Source organism: Bradyrhizobium sp. ISRA430, from assembly GCF_029909975.1.
GTDB lineage: Bacteria > Pseudomonadota > Alphaproteobacteria > Rhizobiales > Xanthobacteraceae > Bradyrhizobium.
The window spans coordinates 7,409,930-7,430,548 of the sequence record NZ_CP094516.1; the positions used below are offsets into that span (position 1 = coordinate 7,409,930).

Genomic DNA, 20,619 nt, shown 5'->3' on the forward strand with positions numbered 1-20,619 from the left:
CTGGACGAAGCTGTTGCTGAGGTGCGCGCCGTTAGCCGGTCCAGACCGGCCTCCTCATCATGCCAGAAAAAAATGCCCCAGCCCATACCAGGCAACCCAGAAATAACTTCCGCCACATACGTCTGCGGTTTCTCTCTGCATTGGTTGCCAGGCGCTGCCTGGCACGGTGAGGGCGCGGATGGGCTCCTGGAAGGTGGGCGCGCTGAGAGACAAGACCGGCAGATCGCGCACGTCCACGCCTCGTTCCGATGGTGATGTAAGGAGTTCTGATAAGGGATAACCGCGCCGGGATATGGTCGAAGAGCGCCGGCGCATAGAATGAGATGGGGTGGCGTCAGTCTGTAGGAAGTCGGTGTGGGGGCCGCCCGCCGACGAAGACTGGGGACGCGAGCAGAGTGAGACTCCACGATCACACGACGTGCAGGGGTGGGCAGTAAGATCGCGAGGCTGGTCTCGTCACACCGATCGACATCAGTGCCTCGTCCTGGCCGGAGGATATGTGGCTTGCGCTTAGCGTGGTCGGATAGCTGACTGCACTGCCTTGTTTGAAGGCCGCGACAGCGACGCATCGTCGATGCTGCCCGCCTGGTCATGGCAAAAAGTCCAGCCCGCACCGGCGTGGAGGGCAGTTCGCCTGCCCGAATTCTATGCAGCGCACGCATTTACCTTGGCCAAGCAGTGTGCGTGAGAGTCGATCTTCTTGCAGGGCCTTAGTATGATTGCAAAGGGGGAGGCGCCAGCGCGATAGATTGCGCGCCAGACGTTGCGATTAGCCATCCAACCGCATTTGCGCCGCACGTGCGTCGATTCCAAAGATTGATGGGTGTCGTTGGCGATGCAGCCACGAGAACCTTCAATTGGCCTGTGACTATGCTGAAAGCAAAAAGGGTCCATTGCTCACACGACATTCGTGAGATGTGCTTTCCGGAAACCGGCGATCGACTTATGGGTATTTGGCCGAAATTGGTAAAATCGAAAGTGTTGATGGGATGCATCCAGTTCGTGGATCGCGCACGAATCTCATCTCTTACATCGAACGCGGGTCAGTTAGTTTTTTTCCTGCCCTCTTGGTGCAGCGATGACCGGCCATGATTGAGAAGACAGAAAGGTCGCAGCAGTGACCGCTGGCAAATACCTGTAAATTGGACTCCAGATGTCACGAAGGTGCCAGAAAAAATCCTCGATCCCCATAAGCCGAAGGCCATGGAGTCTCGTCGGCGACTATCCACCAGCTCCGGCCTCCCGCAGATGCAGGATGACCCTGAGCAATCGCGGGCCTTCATTGAAAAGGCCCGCGAGATCGAAGCGGACGAAGAGCGTTCGGCTGCGGATGAGTTGATAAAGCGGTTCGCAAACACTCCTAATCCAAAGCTCGCCCCCAAATAGGAGCACCTGGCGGTCAGATATCGCCGAGTTTCTCCATAATGGTGTGTACCGGACGACCCTCAACCATGAGCGCCTGTGGCTTCCCGTCTGAGAAGTTGGCAGGCCAATCGAGCGTCAGGCTCCATCTGGTGCGTGGATCTGAGCTTGCACCATGTGAGTGGGTCACGAGAATGCGCAAATGGGGGTCCGGCCGTTACTTTGATGGACGTTGGCGAAGCGCCTCCACACCAAGCATGTGCTCGACCAGAAGCATCGTTAGCCGCTTCAGAGGTCCTGTGCCTGCGAGCCAGATCAGCTCGGCACGGCTGCTATTTGTCTATCATCGGACGTAGCGTCTCGCTCAGGTCGACATCGGGTAACTCTGCGACCGCTGCAACGAATGCGAAAAACGCTCCGAAAGATGCAAGTATAAGAGAGCTTGCGAGTATCGCTGCTCCAACGAGCTGAGTGCGTCTCATCATCCGTGTCACTTTGGATTTGGAGAGACGGCGTTGATGCCAATCAGTTCTGCTCGACAGTTTCAACACGGCCGTCTTGCCAGCGGTAAACCAGAAAACCAGGAGCCGCATTGTCTCCCTTTGTATCGAACCGGACTGGGCCAATCACGGTATCGATCGGCCGTGAACGAAGTGCGTTGGCGACGCGCGCAGCATTGAAAGAGCCGGTCCGGTTCACCGCCTCTGCCCATGCTTGCACGGCTGCATAGGCGTAAAGCGTGTAGCCTTCAGCGGACAGGTTGGAAGCTTTGAGTGCGGCCACCACGCCGGCCGCATTGGCATTCCTGGCGGGGTCCGGCATGAAGGTAAACAACGTGCCATTTCCAGCGCTGCCTGTAATGGCCCAGAATTCAGAGGTCATCAACGGATCGCTCGCCATGACGATGAGTCCCGCTCTTGCTTCTGACGCCTGGCGTACAAATAATCCGATTTCGGTATGATAGCCGCCAATATAGGCGACGCGCACCCGATCCTTCTTCATTCTTGAGACCAGCGCCCTGTAATCCTTTTCACCGGCTACATAGCTTCGCCGAATGACTTGTTCACCGAATCTCTGAAGCTGTGCTTCTACCACGTCGGCGATACCCTTGCCTGCGGTGCTCTTGTCGTCGAGCACTGCGATCTTGTCGTTAGGGTAGTTCCGGTGAATGTACTCAGCGGCAACGGTGCCCTGTTGATCGTCGCGGCCGCAGATCCGAAAGACAGTCTCAAGGCCGCGTTCTGTTAGCTGAGGATTTGACGAGCCTGGTGACACCTGAATGATCCCTGCTTCGGCGTAGATCTCGGAGGCCGGGATCGACGAAGAAGAACAAAAATGGCCAACGACTAGCCGGACCCGCTCTGTTGTGAGCTTATTCGCGACTGCGACAGCTTGCTTCGGGTCGCAAGCGTCGTCGGCGACACTCAATATCACCTTGGTATCGAGAAGTAGGCCAGAAGCGTTCAACGCCTCGATCGCAGCAGCCGCACCATCGCGCATTTGCGCACCGAACGCAGCGCTGCTTCCACTCATTGGGCCAGCCACGGCAATATTGACGTCGGAGCCGCGCGCAACCGAGGCGAGGGCGCAGAAGAGAAGCGCTACACTCGCAGCAGAAGCGCAACGTCCATTTAACATTGTAGAGCCCCAATGCTCGCCTGAAGTGAACCGACAGCAGCTGTGATCAGAGGTGCCTGCACGTCGAGGCTGCCTGCCAAGCGAAGCTTGCGTTATGTCGGCCAGATTGCGACCACGGTAGAACCTACAATTTGACGTTACGTGCGGTTCAAGCCCCTTTTGAAGGGAGCCTCGATCAATGCGTCAGGCAGCGCCGATCGGCGAGGTCATGACGACTGTCCGTTTGAGTCCATAAAACTGTCGGCCCGCATCAGAGTCGCCGATCAACCAAGCGTCATTGTGTTTTCAGATTGCCAGGGCCGATCGGCAATGCCGTGCGGAGCCGGTCATGAGGACGTCAGTACGGCTGATCCTCCAACCCGCCAAGGGCGAGATCGAGATATTGCATGAGGCAGGGATCCCAACCAGCCAGACTACGGGGGGCGCTTAATCGGGCAAGTACCTTCAGGATCATCGAAACGCGTGAATCGGCGCCGGCGATTTCGCTGATCAGCAAGCGTGCTGCAACTGCGACAGCCTTCGCCCGCTCGCCGCAAGGATGCTCGCCCCGATCCATACAATCACGCAGGTCGTCGCGGATCCGCCGCCACCGCTCCTCGCGATCTGCAGCTAACTTGCAGGTGCATCGGGACGTCTGACTACGCGTCTCGACCCGCGACATGGCATTTAGGGTGGCAGGCAGCTCATCCACACTTACCTGGATCTCACTGTCGATGGTCATGTTGCGCAAACGATCTCGCAACAGAGTCGCTCGAGCGACTTGAAGTTCTATCCGCTCTAGATGTTTGCGCAGAAGGTCGGTGAGTGAGGTCGTGCCCTCCATAGCTTTACGGATCTCGACAAGGGAAAAGCCAAGCTCACGTAGCGCCCGAATCTGGTGAACCCGTTGCACGCTTTCGCGGTCGTACATCCGGTGGCCGCCGTCAGTACGCTCTGAAGCTGCTAGGAGCCCGGTGTGTTCATAATGGTGCAGCGTGCGTACCGTTACTCCGGTCGCCTCTGCAAGTTCGCCAATGCGCCATCGACGCCTTCGTGGTGTAGCTTTGCTCATGTTGTTCAATTTCAAAGCCTACAACCTGACGTCACGTGTGATTCAAGCTATTTCAAAGCTCTAGCCGGATCGTCTTCCATTCCAGCGCGAGAGTGGTGACTATCCTCAGAATGGCGGGGGATCAACCCTGAGGAGAAATGGTGATCAACAAGTTCGTCAGGCATGCCAGTTGAGCCTCGCCAGCCGCTGTACGCTCCAGGATGAGTTTGGCGATTGCTGTGCGATTTTCCGGATTTTGCATCGATGGGGGTAGCGCGGTGACCGCACTATCATAAAGGCTTCCCAGGACGGAAAGCTCTTCCGGATCGAACACGCCGCTGCATTGCTCCAACGTTCAGCTCCTTGTTTGTCATTGCGTCATGGCAGCGCACGTCGTCAAGACGTTTGGCTGCGATAGGGCCAAAAGAAGTCAGACCCGCGGCGCGGAGCGACGAAGATGCGATGTACTCCCGGGTGATGCGACAGGGCAACACGCGTGCGCGATGCTTGCTTCGACAGCGCAAGAGATCGTGGTCATGTGCATGATCGATGACCACCACGCTCACTGTGCGTGGTGGTACGACTCCTAAGAAGCCGAAGCATCTCCGCTCATCGGGAGCCACTACTGATTCGGAGAGTTGACGACGACATCCCAGCGCCGATCCTGCTGTATCGAGGCAGGTGCGCCCGGCGGCCTGGTGCAACGTACGTCCCTGTCTCTAAAACCAGGCCAACAGTCCGAGCCGCCGCTCGCACGTGGAGCCTCATGCCAACGTGCGGAAGACCTACACAACGTCGTCGTGATAGCCGTCCGCTGCGGCGATCTTTATAGAGCGACCATGAATTCCAGTGAGGCGAGCCTAAATTTTGTGCGTTGAGACATTCGTTGGGATATGAGGTTCGCAGATCTTGCGAACGTCCTTACGACAACGGCTGGCCTGGCAAGGCGTTGATCGATCCGAGTGATGTCGAGGAGGGGAGCGCACATTCTATCTGTTAGACGGATCGTGCGAAATCTCCGGCAGCATCCGCTCGTTCCGAAGTGCAGATGATGGAGGGCTCTTGTCCAGCTGCCATGCGGGTAGCCTCCTGCAACAATATCTCTCGCATCCACAGGCTTTCCGGGTCGCTATTGTGAAGCACAGGCCATTGGACCGCCTCAGTGAAGGCGGGGAATGGCTGCGGAAGCTCGGCAATCCGAAGAGGCATCGTTCCTTGGAAATGCTTTACGAGCCCTAATGGCATCGTCCCTATGCGGTTCGTGCCTACCAGCAGTGGCGGGATCATGCTGAAGCTCTGCACGAGAATGTCGATGCGCCGATTGAGACCGAGATCGAGTAGAAAGGATTCCTCGACCGGCGTCTTGCGCGAACCTCCGAGCTTAACCGCCACGTGGCCCATCGACATATACCGATCAAATGTAAGCCGCCGTAGTAGTTGGCTGTTCGTGCAGCAACCTACGCAGACGAGTCTCTCCTCGAATAGGGCCGCCCTGGGGTGCGCGCTGGACATGAATAATTCCGGCAAGATAACAAAATCGAGTTCGCCGCGGCGGAGAAGCTCATCGTGCTCATCGGTGAGCGCCACCAGTTCGAAGCTAACGGAGGGCGCTTCTCGCGCGACGCGCTCCACGACATTTCGAAAGAATACGACGGTTATAAAATCAGAAAGGCCGATCCTGAATCGCCGGTTCGATCGAGCTGGGTCGAACACGTCCCGCGCAATAATTGAGAGCTCAATCTGCGTTAGAGCCTCGCGCACTGGAGCTGCGAGTCCTTCCGCGCGTGAGGTCGGGACAAGTTCCCGGCCCCTCATCCCAAACAGCTCATCACGGAAATAGGAGCGCAGCCGGGCAACGGCTGCGCTCATGGCCGGCTGACTGAGGTTAATCTTGCGTGCCGCTGCGCTGAGGTTGCGCTCAGTCATCAGAGCATCCAGAGCGACGAGAAGATTTAGATCCAGGCCTTTGAAACGCATGTCTTCTTATCCGGCACGAACGCAATTGCGACGCATATAACGAGCAGTGACGGCTGCGTCTGGAGAGGTCCTATTGGCTCGCCCGAATGGACATCGTTTCCATCGTGCGATCGCGAAAAGACGCTCGTGCAATGACCGCAACAATGGAGAGCAAGGCGGTAGGCCGACCAGCAGCGGCCGGAAACCGTCAGGAGTCCCGAAGCTGATCGGTCTCGCCGCTTCCGGCGAGCCACGCAACAGGACCCGGTCAGTTGGTTAATGGCAGATCAACCCAGTGTTCGGCCAGCGCCGTGAGTTCGCCAAAGCGCCCAGGCGACGGCGGCGTAGCGCAGCGTTAGTCACGGCGGCCAACCTACAACCTGACGCAGTGTGTGGTTCAAGCGATTTTATCGGGCAAGCCAAACATTATCGTACTGGAGGAGGCGTGTTCTGCCGCGATAGTGCCGGGCGTCGCCTGTTTGCAGTTCAAGCGCATCAAACCTCACCTGCGAGGTCACCACGCTCACCACTCGGCAAGTCTTCGCAACCGATCGCCGTCTCTGGCAGCTTCGCCCCAGAGACGTTGAAGTGACGAAAGCGGCCGAGCACGTCGAAGGATTGTTAGCGTTTTTGGAACGTGCCGAGAGCGGCTTATGGTGAGACTAGCAGCGCCTGCGAGTTGGAGGCTCCTGATGCCCAGATGCCATGTTGGATGCTTCCTCCAGCAATATCCGCCGCATCCAAATACTCGCCGGGTCGGTATTGTGGAACGCAGGCCACTGCACAGCCTCGGTGAATGTGGGCAGGGGGAGCGGTGGTTCGACGATCCGCAGTGGCATCCGCTTTTCGAAGTGTCTGGCGAGTCGTAAGGGCATTGTGCCAATGCGGCCTGTGTCTAACAATATGGGCGGAATCAGGCTAAAGCCCTGCACAACGATCTCAATGCGTCTCTTGACGCCGTGCTCAAGCAGATACCATTCTTCGAGGTTTGGTCTGAGCGCCCGTCCGAACTTGGCCGTAACGTGCCCCATCGAAATGTATTTCTCGAACGTAAGCTGCCGCGATAGCTGCTTGTTCGCGCGGCATCCCACGCATACGAGGGTCTCGTCGAACAGCGTCGCCTTAGGGTGCGCGCTCGACATGAACAGTTCCGGCAGAATGAGAAAGTCGACCTCGCCCCGGCGGAGCAGCTCATCGGGCTCATCGGAAAATGGCAGCAATTCGAAGCGCACCGCGGGAGCTTCCTGTGCAATACGGTCCACAATTTTGCGAAAAAAGACGATCGTCATGAAATCGGAGAGAATGAACCTGAAGCGTCGGCTCGACTGAGTCGGGTCGAACGCGTCCCGCGATATGATCGAGAGTTGGATGTGCAGCAGGGCCTCGCGAACCGGACCTGCAAGCGTCTCCGCGCCAGGTGTCGGGACGAGCTCGCGACCCCTCATGGTAAATAGTTCATCGCGGAAATAGGTGCGCAGCCGCGCGATCGCAGCGCTCATAGCGGGCTGGCTCAGGTGAATTTTGCGCGCCGCCGCTGTGAGGTTGCGCTCCGTCATCAGAGCATCGAGCGCAACGAGAAGGTTTAGATCAAGTCCCTTGAACCGCATGTTGTGAGTCTATCCATCCTGTGGATGTGTTCCATCTGAACAATCGATTTTACCAAATTGCGGGATGTTGGATAGCAAACATCAGTTTGGAAAACTAATCAGGCATACCACGATGGCTGCCGCTCGTTCACGCGGGCTCAGAGAAAAACGCCTGGACGTGCGAGCAGTCGCCGCATGCGTTTCGAGGCCGGCCATGGGCGCGCCGTGTGAGCCGCGTCGCTTCTTCTCGGTGCGAAGCTCGCTCGATCGAGATGCCAGGCAGATCTCCATAAACCTTGGTATGCGTGCTCCATCCGTTTCCATATTGGAGGTTTACCCGCGTACACTTGAGAGCGCGTTCAGCTGCATTCTAGTGTTCCGAAATAGCGGCAGGCGCAGATTGCGGATGCCAAGTAATTCAGGCGGCTCTCTCCCAAATGACTCGCCTGTCCACCGCATTCAGGGCGCGTCGAAGATGCATAAAAACCAGTTTGATCTGATGCCACTCCGGTGCGCCATCGATGAGGCCCCGCGCATCGAAGGCCAGCCCTCAGACCTCAAAACGTCGACAGCGATGCTAGACGAGGCGGAAAAGCTCCGTGGTGCAGACAGGTTCTGGCTGGTCCGATCACCTCGTCGGCTTCTTCCAGGATATCTCGCGCAGGGCATTGGCCGGATGACGAGCGCGAACCATGCGATCGCTTCGTCGCAAGCGAAGGCGAACGGGGCGCTGTGGGCGCGGGGTGCCGAACTCCAAGGCATGGCAGCGCATTTCAGTGATGATCAGCGCTTCGGTGACTAGCGAGTTCACGTGACCATCTCCGCTCTTGATTCCACCGGCGCAAGGAAACCCGCCATGAACATTGCCGTATCCGGGGCCGCGGAAGCTCCTTCTGCACGCGCTCAAGTGCAGTGGAGACGTCGCTGGGAAAGCGAATTGCAGCTCACCGATCATGCCGAACTCGCCGATTTCTTCCGCAAGAGTTACGGGCCGACCGGTGCGTTCAATGCGCAGCCATTTGAGCGCAACCGAAGTTGGGCCGGGGCGAGGCCTGAGGTCCGCATTATCGGCTACGACGCGCGCGGGGTAGCTGCTCATGTCGGGCTACTACGCCGCTTCATCAAGATTGGTGGGGTCGATCTACTCGTTGCCGAACTGGGCTTGTATGCGGTGCGCCCGGATCTCGAAGGGCTGGGAATCAGCCACGCAATGCGCGTGACGTATCCGATACTGCATGAGCTTGGGGTGCCATTCGGCTTTGGTACGGTTCGGCCTGCGCTTGAGAAGCATATGACCCGACTGGTCGAAAGGCGGGGGCTCGCCACCCTTATGTCTGGCATTCGCGTCCGCTCCACGCATCCGGATGTCTATCCCAATTTGTCGCCGATCCGCATCGAAGACGTGATCGTGGTGGTTTTCCCGGTTGGACGCGCGATAAGCGAGTGGCCGGCCGGGACGATCATCGATCGGAACGGGCCTGAGTTGTGAAAGAGCCTTTCACCTTATCTGCTGTCCGTTGCGACTACGCTGACGTGAGCGGAAGTCGCCCCGTCTATTTGACCTTTGATGATGGGCCAAATCCATTTTGCACGCCAGAGGTGCTCGATGTGCTGGCGCAACATCGGATTCCGGCGACGTTCTTCGTGATCGGCACGTACGCGACCGAACAACCTGAACTCATTCGACGAATGGTCGCGGAAGGGCACGAGGTTGCGAACCACACGATGACGCATCCGGATCTATCCAGATGCGGACCAGCGGAGGTACGCGATGAAGTGCTGATGGCGAGCGAGGCGATCCGTTCGGCGTGCCCGCAGGCCTCACCCAGGCACATGCGAGCACCTTACGGCAAGTGGACACAAGAGGTGCTCGCTGTGTCAGCGAGCTCTGGTCTCACAGCTGTGCACTGGTCGGTCGATCCGAGAGATTGGTCCCGCCCCGGGGTTGATAGAATTGTGAATTCAGTACTGGCGAGCGTTCGCCCGGGTGCAATTGTGCTCCTGCACGACGGATATCCTCCTGATGAGGAGCGACCGTGCACTGATGCCACGCTGCGTGATCAGACCACGAAGGCGCTGTCACATCTGATCCCGGCACTACAACGGCGCGGGTTTGTAATCCGTCCACTCCCTCAACTTCACTGAAAAAAACTGACACCCTATGGACCTGCTCGCTACAACCAGTGCTGTCGCTGTTTCGTCTTATGCGCTGCTCTCGACGATCTACAAGAGCGCGCAAGCGCTTTATGCCCAGCCGGCGATTAACTCGTCGCTGCAGGACAACCTGGGACGATCGGAGGCGGTCCTTCCCAGTGTAGACGTCATCGTGCCATGCTTCAACGAGGATCCAATCACGCTCGCCGAATGTCTGGAGTCGCTTGCGAGTCAAGACTACACCGGAAAGCTACAGGTCTATGTGGTCGACGACGGATCTGCAAATCGCGACCTTGTCGCGCCTGTACACAAAATCTATGCGAACGATCCGAGGTTCAGCATCATCTTGCTGGCAAACAACGTTGGAAAACGCAAGGCGCAGATCGCTGCAATACGCAGCTCATCCGGGGACCTGGTGCTCAACGTCGACTCGGATACGATACTTGCCGCTGACGTTGTCACGAAGCTGGTATCGAAGATGCATGACCCGCAAATCGGTGCGGCCATGGGTCAGTTGATAGCGAGCAATCGCAGCCAAACCTGGCTGACCAGGCTGATCGATATGGAATACTGGTTGGCGTGCAACGAAGAGCGCGCGGCGCAGGCGCGTTTCGGTGCCGTCATGTGCTGCTGCGGCCCATGTGCCATGTATCGTCGCTCCGCGCTCGCCTTGCTTCTTGATCAATACGAAGCGCAATTCTTTCGTGGGAAGCCGAGCGATTTCGGCGAGGATCGCCATCTAACGATCCTCATGCTCAAGGCGGGATTTCGCACCGAATACGTCTCGGACGCGATCGCAGCAACGGTCGTCCCGGACAGCCTCGGGCCATATCTACGTCAGCAACTCCGCTGGGCCCGCAGTACCTTCCGGGACACGTTCCTTGCATTACGCCTGCTGCCAGAGCTCGATGGCTATCTGACGCTAGACGTTATCGGGCAAAATCTCGGCCCGTTGCTTCTCGCCCTTTCATCACTGGCTGCGCTCGCACAGCTCCTAATCGTCGGCTCTGTGCCCTGGTGGACGGGATTGACGATTGCAGCAATGACAATGGTCCGGTGCAGTGTGGCAGCCCTTCGTGCTCGCGAACTGCGGTTTCTCGGCTTCTCGCTCCACACACCGATCAATATCTTTCTCTTACTTCCTTTGAAGGCCTATGCGCTTTGTACATTGAGCAACAGCGATTGGCTATCGCGCAAGGTCGCCAATGTGCCGGCCGAAGGGGAAAAACAGTCTGTCATCCTGCATCCGAACACTGGACGAAGTGCTGCAAGTAAATGGGGAATGTCTGGAACAATTCGTAAGGCGGGGTTTTCGCACCGTCCATCGAGCCTGACGGCAACGAAGAGTGTTTGCGGTCGCGATCGTTCGACTGCCTGCAAGTAGGTGATTGGCTCATGATCCTGGACGCAAACCATCAGCTATTAGAGCGAGAGTTGGCTGTCGACGATCCATGGCGCCTCGACAGTAGTTCTTTCGAGCAGGAGCGATACGCGCAAATGCTCCGGATGTCGCGTTGCAATGGAGATGTCGCGTATGCCCTCGAAGTGGGATGTGCAGCCGGTGCGTTCACGGACATGCTGGCGCCGCTATGCGAACGACTCACCGTGGTCGATGTCATGCCGCAGGCGATCGAGCGAGCGCGACTACGGACCCGGAAGTGGTCACATATCACGTGGGTAAACTGCGACATTCAGCGGTTCTCGACCACTGAGCAGTTCGATTTGATCGTCGTGGCCGAGGTTCTCTACTACCTCAACGACATTGTCGAGATGCATGCGGCTATCCGCAACCTGGTGAGTATGCTTGCGCCAAATGGAGCTCTGATTTTCGGGTCCGCACGTGATGCCACATGTCAACGATGGGGTCATGCTGCGGGTGCCGAAACGGTGATCGCTCTCTTCAACGAGAGCCTATCGGAGGTCGAGCGTCTGCACTGCCACACCGAGTCGGTCAACGAAGACTGCTTGATCGTCCGGTTCCGGAAGCCGGGTCACTCGTCAGAACAATCAAACGTCGGTCACTAGACCAGGGGGTCGTATGCGCATCTGCGGCATCAAGTTAACACATGACGGGGCAATCGCTGTCGTGGAGGACGGGCGGCTTGTCTTTTGCACCGAGCAAGAGAAGTGCGGCAACGGTCCACGCTATCAAGCCGTCGAGAATCTCGATGCAGTCGTGCTCGCCTTGGCGGAGCATGGCCTGGATCCGCGGGATATCGATCAGTTCGTCATCGACGGCTGGGATGGGGAGATTGAGTCGCAGTTCCAGGTCCTAAGTGGAGCTGTGCCGATCGCGCTGAAAGGGGCGCCATATGTCGAGCGCCATGCTGAGGGCCTTCTTGATTCCGTCGACGGCTTTGGCCTGATCCTCGGAGGCAAGGTGTTTCCATATAAGAGCTACCCGCACGTCACGGGCCACGTCGCGTCAGCATATAGCACCAGTCCCTTTTCCAGCGCGGGAAAACCCGCGTTCTGTCTGGTATGGGACGGCTGCATCTTTCCACGTCTTTACTATGTCGAACCTCGGGGGGCACGGCTCATTGCATCGCTGTTTCCGATGATCGGCCATGCCTATGCTGCCGCGGGCCTTCACTTCGGCCCTTACAGGCAGCCGAACTGCTCCAGTTGGGATTTGGGCATCGCCGGCAAGCTGATGGCTTACATCGCGCTTGGCTCTGTCGACGAAAGCATCGTGGCAGTGTTTCAGGAGCTCTATGAAAAGCGCTTCGCCGCTGACACGGAGCAGGCTCGTCGCTACCGCGCGGACATCAACAATGCGGAATCGTCTCTTGCAGCTATGCACGACTTCTTCGAGGCAAGCGCATTGCGCCTGACGGGCAAGCGAGCGGAGGACGTCCTTGCGTCGTTTCATGTGTTCGTGGAAGGTCTTCTTGTCAAGGAAATGGCGATGGTTCTGCTGCGACACTCGTCGCTTCCGGGAGCGCGAAATCTATGTATCGCCGGAGGTTGCGGTCTCAATATCAAGTGGAACAGCGCGCTTCGTGCGACGGGATTGTTCGACGATGTTTGGGTGCCGCCGTTTCCGAATGACAGTGGCTCGGCAATCGGCGCTGCTTGCGGCGCGATGGCGGCGCAAAATGGCTTCGGGCCATTGGAATGGTCAGTCTACAGTGGTCCGGCCCTGCAGGACAGCGAGCTTCCGCCGGATTGGGAGGCGGCGCCGTGCAGTCTGCGTGAACTTGCGGCGATTCTCGCCGAGGACAAGCCGGTCATCTTCCTTTCCGGGCGCGCCGAGCTTGGGCCGCGGGCTTTGGGCGGCAGAAGCATTCTTGCAGCGCCGACCTCCCCGGCAATGAAGGATCATCTCAACGACATCAAGCGTCGCGAGCACTTCCGGCCGGTGGCGCCGATCTGTCTGGAGGATAGGGCGCCAGAGATCTTTAGCCCAGGTACGCCAGATCCTTACATGCTGTTCGATCACCAGACCCGGGCGGAATGGCGCGACAAGGTCCCCGCTGTCGTCCATCTTGACGGCTCGGCGCGGCTGCAGACAATCTCCCGCAACTCTCCGCACAAAGTCGCCGCGCTTCTCGTCGAATTTGAGCAACTCACGGGGATTCCGCTGCTCTGCAACACGAGCGCCAACCTGCACGGACGGGGATTCTTCCCGGATGCTGCCGCGGCCTGCCAATGGGGGCGTGTCGAGCATGTGTGGTGCGACGGCCTGCTCTGGACCAAAACGGTCGTCAAGAAGCCATCGTCTGCGGAACGACTTCTGTCAGCCTAAGATGAACATGTCCACGGTAGCGATCGACCTTGCCGGCGTGAAAAAGTCATTTGGCGACAAGGTCATCGTCAATGAACTGTCGTTCTCGGTTGCGCGCGGAGAATGCTTCGGCCTGCTTGGGCCAAATGGAGCTGGCAAGAGCACGATTGTGCGTATGCTCCTCGGCATGATTTCGCCGGACGCAGGCAAGATTACGGTCCTCAATGAGCCTGTGCCTGCCCGCTCTCGTGTGGCGCGTGTGCGCATCGGCGTGGTGCCGCAGTTCGATAACCTTGAACTCGAGTTCACCGTGCGAGAGAATCTGCTTGTGTTTGGCCGCTATTTCGGCATGAGCGCTCGCAAGATCGAGGCGGTCGCGCCATCGCTGCTCGAGTTTGCGCGCCTCGAAAGCAAGGCGGACGTGCGCGTCTCCGAGTTGTCCGGTGGCATGAAGAGGCGGCTGACACTCGCGCGTGCCCTGATTAATGATCCACATCTACTCGTGATGGACGAGCCTACAACTGGTCTGGATCCGCATGCACGCCACCTGATTTGGGAACGCCTGCGAGTTCTGCTTGCGCGTGGCAAGACGATCCTCTTGACCACTCACTTCATGGAAGAGGCCGAACGCCTATGCGACCGGCTGTGCGTGCTTGAGAGTGGATGCAAGATCGCCGAAGGCAAGCCCGACGCCTTGATCGACGAGCATATCGGCTGCAACGTGATCGAAATCTATGGCGGTGATCCACTTCAGCTCCGTGAGCTGATCAGGCCTTATGCGGGGCACATCGAAGTGAGTGGAGAAACGCTTTTTTGCTATGCGCCATACCCGGAGCAGGTCCGCGTGCACCTGCGGGGGCGAGCGGACCTTCGCGTCCTGCAGCGCCCGCCCAATCTCGAGGACGTGTTTTTGCGGTTGACCGGGCGCGAGATGGAGAAATGAGCGATGGGTGAAGCTTATGCGGCGGTTATGCCCGCTAACGCATACAACTGGATCGCGGTATGGCGTCGAAATTTTCTGGCATGGAGGAAAGTCGCGCTTGCATCGCTTCTCGGCAATCTCGCAGATCCGATAACCAATCTGTTTGGTCTCGGCTTTGGCCTCGGACTCATCGTGGGACGGGTTGAGGGGACTTCGTACATCGCTTTTCTGGCGGCGGGTATGGTCGCGATCAGCGCCATGACATCCGCGACCTTTGAAACCCTATATGCGGCCTTTGCTCGCATGGATGCCAAGCGCACCTGGGAGGCAATCCTGTTCACACAGCTCACGCTTGGCGATATCGTTCTAGGTGAACTGGTGTGGGCGGCTAGTAAGTCCGTTCTGGCCGGGACAGCAATCGGGATTGTCGCTGCCACGCTGGGTTATGCATCCTGGACGTCCATTTTCTGTGCGATACCAACAGTCGCCCTTACTGGCCTTGTCTTCGCCAGCCTGGCAATGGTCGTCATAGCTCTTGCGCCAACTTACGATTACTTCGTGTTTTACCAGTCGCTCATTCTTACGCCCATGGTGTTTCTGTGTGGCGCGGTCTTTCCGGCAAGCCAACTGCCCAGCTCATTTCAGCACTTCGCCGGCTTGTTGCCGCTCGCACATTCGGTCGACCTCATTCGCCCGGTGATGCTTGAGCGCGGCGCCGGCGACGCTGTGCTGCATGTCGGTGCGCTTTGCTTGTACGCGGTGTTGCCCTTCTTCGTGTCGACGGTCCTGTTTCGCCGCCGCCTGCTGCGTTGACATGAAATTCCGCCAAAACGCCAAAGTGAATTGATGCCTTCTCACGATGCTCTTTTGCGATAGCTCGAGGCTACTCAACCCGCCAGAGCAGCAGCTGCATGGCTTGAGGGCTATCGTACGTTCGCTGCTATCGGCTGCATGTAAGGGAGCCAGGCCATCCGACGCACAGGGTGGCATCTGGCATCCGACTGAAATCGGGCACGTCGACGCAACACCGCTGAAGAAAATACGCAAACTGTTGAAAGAACGCGGCTCACCAGGGATAGCGCTGCTATGAAGTTCTACCGACGCAGCTCGCCGGCACCGCGATTTCAGGCCATGGCGTCGGACGAGATGAGTGAGATGTCTGCAATGACGTCTCTTGTCCAAACAGGAGCCCGGGAAGAGGCAATGCAGATGGCTAGCGGTTCGAGGAATGACCGGTTTGTAGTTTCCCGACGACGTACGGGGTTCGGCGATTGCTTGTGGTCACTGGCGGCAGCCTGGCGTTTTGCAAAGCAGACAGGACGGACGCTAGCCATTGATTGGCGGGGATCTTGTTATCTCGATGAGCCATTCACCAATGCCTTTCCAGTCTTCTTCAAACCGGTTCAAGGCATTGCTGGCGTGCGGGTGATTTGCGACGACGAGATCAATCAGTGTTCATTTCCGGGACCATTCTTCCCCGCATGGTGGAACAAGCCTTCCATCGATTGCGTCTATCGCCCGGACGAGCAGATTTTCCGGGAACGCGACGAACTCGACCAACTATTCCAAAGTCAGAAAGATAGTGACGCTAACACGGTTGTGTGTGACGCTTGCCTGATGTGGCGCTGCGATCAGGAGGCCGAACGAGAAATCTTTCGGAGCATCAAGCCACGACCTGAAATTCAGGCTCGGATTGATGCTATCTACCGCGAGCACTTTGAATCGTGCAGCGTAATCGGCATCCATGTCCGGCATGGCAACGGCGAGGACATTATGGGGCATGCTCCCTACTGGGCTGACCCGGAGCGCGCCTTGCGACAGGTCTGTAATGCCATTGATAAGGCTAGGGGGTTACCCCACGCAAAACCCGTGAGGGCTTTCCTGTGCACGGACAGCGCGCTCGTCCTTGAGAAGGTTTCGACTATATTTCCTGATGTTTTCACGATCCCAAAAAGGTTCCAGGCACCTCAGACCGGCCCATTGCACAACGCCGCGCTCGGAGCCGAGGGCGGCTTTTCCGCCCTCATCGACATGTATCTCCTTGCGCGCTGCGACACCGTGATCCGTTTTCCCCCGACGAGCGCCTTCACGCGCTATGCGCGTCTCTTTGCCCCACGCGTTATAGAATTCGATTTGAACGATCCGAGCCGCTTGATCGTGATTGAACAAACCTCGCAAGAGCTCGTGACTTCATGAAAGCCATAGCCCGCCTGATCGATCTGATTGCCGCTTTTTGCATCCAGCAGTATTGGCAGATCTTTTCGGGGCGGCAATTGTCTGCCCAAAGTGATGCTCTGCCGGGAACTTCCACCGGAGAACAGACCGACGCGGCAGCCGAATATATTCCGCTGAAGTTCGACGTCGACAACAATGACCCTTAACTTGCCGCCGCCGCGTTAAAGAGGTGGAACACGTCTACGTCGTCGCCCCGGGGCGGATCCGCAAGTCGAAGCTAATCGGTGGTCGATCGCGGATGAATATATCGAAAGGGTCTCCGTTCAGCCGGCGAGTCTTGGCGGTCGGCACTCGCTGGTGCGGACGGGCGCTCTCGAGATCCACTATTTTGAGGAAAGAGTCAGTACGCCAGGTCGTGGTCCGGAATCAATCTGCCCGGCGATGTGCCAGTGCTGGACACAGCAGAGCAGGGCGCCATGAAGTCAGCATCAGTCGCCGACGAAACTAACGTACAAAGCTGGTAACGTCAGCTTTTCAGTTGAGGCGGCTACTGGCCACGGCCGCTATCCTGATCGATCGTTGCCTCGGCGAGAGGCGCTGGCCATCTTTTGGCTTTTCCGGTTGTGCGATCAGGAAAGAGAGCGCGGCTCGTAGCCTTGTGTTGACGCAGGCGAGTGTGCTCGCGACATTACGTAGCTGATGCACCATCGCTGTCACAAAGCACACGCACCGCGTCTTGAACCCGCCAAGCATTCCGCGTGCGCGACATTAGGACGCAAAACGGAAGCGGATTTACATGCATCGCAGTGGCCCAAATCCTGCTACGCGTGCGGCGCGCAGCAGGAGAGGAGGCGGGCGTGGGTCTGGATCTGCCAAATGACGATCTGATCAAAGGCCCGGTGCCCGAAACACATTTGGGTTGCCCCTTTCAGGCCGATAAACCCCGTGTTCATCGCGGAGAACAGAAGGCGATGTTGCTCACCGGAGCATCGCGCGGAATTGGGCATGCTACCGCCAAGCTGTTCTCGCAGGCGGGCTGGCGCATCATTTCTTGCGCGCGTCAACCGTTCGACGGCGAGCGATGCCCCTGGGAGGCAGGGAACGAAGATCATGTCCAGATCGACCTCAGCAATCATCGAATGCTGCCGCGCGCGATCACTGAGGTCAAGAAACGCTTGGCCGGTGCACCTTTGCACGCGCTAGTGAATAATGCCGGTGTCTCACCGAAAACGCCCGCGGGCGATCGATTGACGTCGTTGACGACGTCAATCGAGACCTGGATGAGGGTGTTCCATCTCAACCTGGTGGCCCCGATCCTGCTGGCGCAGGGTTTGTTTGACGAGCTAAGAGCCGCGTCAGGATCGATCGTGAATGTGACTTCGATTGCGGGCTCGCGGGTGCACCCGTTTGCCGGCAGTGCCTATGCGACGTCGAAAGCTGCGCTTGCGAGCCTCACACGCGAAATGGCCCACGATTATGCGCCGCATGGCATTCGCGTGAATGCGATCGCGCCCGGCGAAATCAGGACGGACATGTTATCGCCCGACACAGAAGCGCGTCTCGTGCCAAGTATCCCGCTTCGCAGAGTGGGAACCCCGGATGAAGTGGCCAAGGTCATCTTCTTCCTGTGCTCGGATGCGGCGAGCTATGTCACGGGGGCCGAGGTGCCGATCAATGGTGGGCAACATCTGTGAATCGGCCGGCCAGCTGACTTGAGCTGCAGCAGCGGTACTTATGTTCTCCGCTGACGACGCGCACGCAATCCGCAAAAATGAAATGAAGGCACACCGTAAGTTTACCGTCGTGCCATGAAAAGGTGTTACGGTTCTATGTCATCTCGTCAACACTTGGCGTTAGATCGAGAGTGACATGCAAAACGAAGCTCGCCAACCAGGACAAGGCACCAGGGAGGATGATCAAGACAACGGAGACCGCCTCATGCTGGATATCCCTTCCTCACTCGAAAGACCTGCCTCGCAACCTGAGCCGGAGGGTAAGCTCTCGGGGGAGCCGTTGCGTGAGAGCGCGCTGACCGGCATCTTCGAAATATCGAAAATACTCACCGCTCCTTGTCGGCTCGAAGTCACGTTGGCCAACGTTGTTGGTCTTCTGCAATCGTTTGTGCAGATGCGACACGGCATCGTCTCACTGTTCGACGACGACGGCATGCCGGACATTACAGTGGGCGCCGGCTGGAGCGAAGGCAGCGACGAACGTTACCGGATGCGACTGCCGCGGAAGGCAATCGACGAGATCATCGCGACGGACAGGCCTCTTGTCGCCGAGAACGTGGCCGCGGAGCCGGTATTCAGCGCTGCCGACCGGGAAGTGCTCGGCGCCTCTGATGATATGCCAGTGTCGTTCATCGGGGTTCCGATTCGCATTGATCCGAAGGTCGTGGGTACGCTGACGGTCGACCGTATCCGGGACGATAGGTCGAGTCTCCGGCTCGACTACGATGCGCGACTGCTCGCCATGATCGCCAACCTGGTGGGACAAACAGTGAAGTTACATCGCCTGTTCGCCTGCGATCGCGAACGACTGATGGCGGAGAAAGACCGGCTACAAAAGCAAGTACTAGAGCTGAGGCAACCCGCTCGGGAGCGCAAGAAGCTACACGTCCATGGGATCATTGGCGACAGTCCGGCGCTGCGCGGGCTGCTCGAGAAGATTGCGGTTGTAGCCAGATCGAACAGCACGGTTCTGCTGCGTGGCGAATCCGGTACCGGAAAGGAACTCGTAGCCAAGGCCATTCACGAATCATCGTCCCGCGCCAGGCGCCCGTTCGTTAAGCTGAATTGCGCGGCGCTTCCTGAGACCGTCCTGGAATCCGAATTGTTCGGTCATGAGAAAGGCGCCTTTACCGGTGCGTTCAGCTCGCGCAAGGGGCGCTTCGAACTTGCTGACAAAGGAACGCTGTTTCTTGACGAGATCGGCGAGATCTCAGCTCCGTTCCAAGCGAAGTTGCTGCGCGTTCTGCAAGAGCAGGAGTTTGAGCGCGTCGGCAGCAACCAGACTATTAAGGTCGATGTTCGAGTGATAGCTGCGACCAACAAGAACCTTGAAGAGGCCGTCGCAAGGAGCGAGTTCCGCGCGGACCTTTACTATCGCATCAGCGTAGTTCCCTTACTGTTGCCGCCGCTGCGCGAAAGACGCAGTGATATTCCGCTGCTTGCCAGGGAGTTCCTCAGAAATTTCAATAACGAGAACGACCGTACTCTGACGTTGGAGGCGAGTGCGATGGATGTACTGATGAACTGCGGCTTTCCGGGAAATGTCCGCGAACTCGAAAACTGCATCGAGCGGACAGCGACGCTGTGCGCCGGATCATCGATCGTGAGAAGTGACTTTGCATGCTGCCACGGCCAGTGCCTTTCCGCGATGCTGTGGAAAAGCTCGTCGGACGAGAGGCCAGACCAGCCCGCACCCATGCCACCGGTGCCCGCAAAGTCCATCATTCCGCTAGCTGAAGCGACCCAGCCTGTCGGCGGCGAACTGGCCTCACTGGGGCCTCCCGGCACCGTTCTCGTTAGTGGCGCGAAGATGGCCGATCGCGAACGTGTCATTGCGGCCATGGAAAAATCTGGCTGGGTGCAGGCAAAAGCAGCGCGCCTGCTCGGACTAACGCCGCGCCAGATTGGCTACGCGCTGAGGAAATATGGAATCGAGATAAAGCGGTTCTGAACGACGACATCGGTCGGAACTGCTACTGCCGAATAGCTGTACGAGGACGATCTCCGATAGGCAATCTCATCGCAATCTGAAGGGAATGGATCCGCCCTCGGGGGCGACTTGGCCCCGAGCGAAATCACCGCGCCCGCTTGCGGGACGAGTCGTTCGATCGGCAGTACCGTGAATTCGCGTCGGCGGTTCTCGAAGGTCGGACGCCGCTGGCGTCCGCGGCGGAGGTGCATCCGGTCGTCCGTGTGCTTGAAGCGGCCTTGCAATCCTCGCTGCAGAACGGACCGGTTCAACTTCGAGGCTGATAGTCTCGAACTTCGCGATGAAAGGCCACATCACCGTCGTCCACCAGGTGTGGAGTGCTCGCGAATGATCGGGGGCGCTTCAC

Annotated in this window: 18 protein-coding genes; 13 read left to right on the forward strand and 5 right to left on the reverse strand. The window is 58.1% G+C overall.

Annotated elements, in window-relative coordinates; all coding sequences use genetic code 11:
- The first annotated feature begins 1,164 nt into the window (after positions 1–1,164).
- Positions 1,165–1,386 carry a hypothetical protein gene (locus MTX21_RS34885; RefSeq protein WP_280968996.1) on the forward strand — a complete coding sequence of 74 codons (222 nt, stop codon included), beginning with the start codon at positions 1,165–1,167 and terminating at the stop codon, positions 1,384–1,386.
- Between the two features lie 501 nt (positions 1,387–1,887).
- Here MTX21_RS34885 and MTX21_RS34890 read toward each other — a convergent pair.
- The 5 genes from MTX21_RS34890 to nodD1 form a co-directional block, all read right to left on the reverse strand.
- A complete protein-coding gene (locus MTX21_RS34890) occupies positions 1,888–3,000 on the reverse strand; it encodes a branched-chain amino acid ABC transporter substrate-binding protein (protein ID WP_280968997.1) in 1,113 nt (370 codons plus the stop codon).
- Positions 3,001–3,337: 337 nt separating this feature from the next.
- Positions 3,338–4,051 (reverse strand): MerR family transcriptional regulator, encoded by a 714-nt coding sequence (locus MTX21_RS34895; RefSeq protein ID WP_280968998.1) that lies wholly within the window; start codon positions 4,049–4,051, stop codon positions 3,338–3,340.
- 121 nt (positions 4,052–4,172) lie between these two features.
- Entirely contained in the window at positions 4,173–4,382 is a 210-nt protein-coding gene (locus MTX21_RS34900; RefSeq protein ID WP_280968999.1) for a hypothetical protein, read from the reverse strand.
- Between the two features lie 644 nt (positions 4,383–5,026).
- On the reverse strand, positions 5,027–6,007 hold the full coding sequence (gene nodD2, locus MTX21_RS34905; protein WP_280969000.1) for a transcriptional regulator NodD2: 981 nt from the start codon (positions 6,005–6,007) through the stop codon (positions 5,027–5,029).
- A 641-nt stretch (positions 6,008–6,648) separates the two neighbouring features.
- On the reverse strand, positions 6,649–7,593 hold the full coding sequence (gene nodD1 / locus MTX21_RS34910; protein ID WP_280969001.1) for a transcriptional regulator NodD1: 945 nt from the start codon (positions 7,591–7,593) through the stop codon (positions 6,649–6,651).
- 454 nt (positions 7,594–8,047) lie between these two features.
- On the opposite strand from nodD1, the gene MTX21_RS34915 reads away from it, so the two are divergent.
- The 12 genes from MTX21_RS34915 (at position 8,048) to nifA (ending at position 20,234) form a co-directional block, all read left to right on the forward strand.
- Entirely contained in the window at positions 8,048–8,374 is a 327-nt protein-coding gene (locus MTX21_RS34915; RefSeq protein ID WP_280969002.1) for a hypothetical protein, read from the forward strand.
- Between the two features lie 54 nt (positions 8,375–8,428).
- Complete coding sequence (locus tag MTX21_RS34920) at positions 8,429–9,061, forward strand: NodA family N-acyltransferase (protein ID WP_280969003.1); 633 nt, start codon at positions 8,429–8,431, stop codon at positions 9,059–9,061.
- Between the two features lie 44 nt (positions 9,062–9,105).
- Entirely contained in the window at positions 9,106–9,717 is a 612-nt protein-coding gene (nodB, locus tag MTX21_RS34925) for a chitooligosaccharide deacetylase NodB (protein ID WP_280970894.1), read from the forward strand.
- Between the two features lie 16 nt (positions 9,718–9,733).
- Entirely contained in the window at positions 9,734–11,110 is a 1,377-nt protein-coding gene (nodC, locus tag MTX21_RS34930) for a chitooligosaccharide synthase NodC (protein WP_280969004.1), read from the forward strand.
- 11 nt (positions 11,111–11,121) lie between these two features.
- Entirely contained in the window at positions 11,122–11,751 is a 630-nt protein-coding gene (gene nodS, locus MTX21_RS34935; RefSeq protein ID WP_280969005.1) for a nodulation methyltransferase NodS, read from the forward strand.
- Between the two features lie 13 nt (positions 11,752–11,764).
- On the forward strand, positions 11,765–13,474 hold the full coding sequence (gene nodU, locus MTX21_RS34940; protein ID WP_280969006.1) for a nodulation protein NodU: 1,710 nt from the start codon (positions 11,765–11,767) through the stop codon (positions 13,472–13,474).
- A 1-nt stretch (position 13,475) separates the two neighbouring features.
- Positions 13,476–14,396, forward strand: a complete 921-nt coding sequence (gene nodI, locus MTX21_RS34945) for a nodulation factor ABC transporter ATP-binding protein NodI (RefSeq protein ID WP_280969007.1) — start codon at positions 13,476–13,478, stop codon at positions 14,394–14,396.
- A gap of 3 nt (positions 14,397–14,399) precedes the next feature.
- The gene (locus MTX21_RS34950; RefSeq protein WP_280969008.1) at positions 14,400–15,188 is read left to right on the forward strand and encodes an ABC transporter permease; all 789 of its coding nucleotides are present in this window, start codon (positions 14,400–14,402) and stop codon (positions 15,186–15,188) included.
- 273 nt (positions 15,189–15,461) lie between these two features.
- A complete protein-coding gene (locus MTX21_RS34955) occupies positions 15,462–16,571 on the forward strand; it encodes a nodulation protein NodZ (protein ID WP_280969009.1) in 1,110 nt (369 codons plus the stop codon).
- Positions 16,568–16,756: a hypothetical protein gene (locus MTX21_RS34960; RefSeq protein ID WP_280969010.1), complete on the forward strand. Its 189-nt coding sequence runs from the start codon at positions 16,568–16,570 to the stop codon at positions 16,754–16,756. The genes MTX21_RS34955 and MTX21_RS34960 overlap by 4 nt, the downstream gene beginning before the upstream one ends.
- A 651-nt stretch (positions 16,757–17,407) precedes the next feature.
- Entirely contained in the window at positions 17,408–18,244 is an 837-nt protein-coding gene (locus MTX21_RS34965) for an SDR family oxidoreductase (RefSeq protein ID WP_280969011.1), read from the forward strand.
- Positions 18,245–18,419: 175 nt separating this feature from the next.
- The gene (gene nifA, locus MTX21_RS34970) at positions 18,420–20,234 is read left to right on the forward strand and encodes a nif-specific transcriptional activator NifA (protein ID WP_280969012.1); all 1,815 of its coding nucleotides are present in this window, start codon (positions 18,420–18,422) and stop codon (positions 20,232–20,234) included.
- Positions 20,235–20,619: the final 385 nt, after the last annotated feature.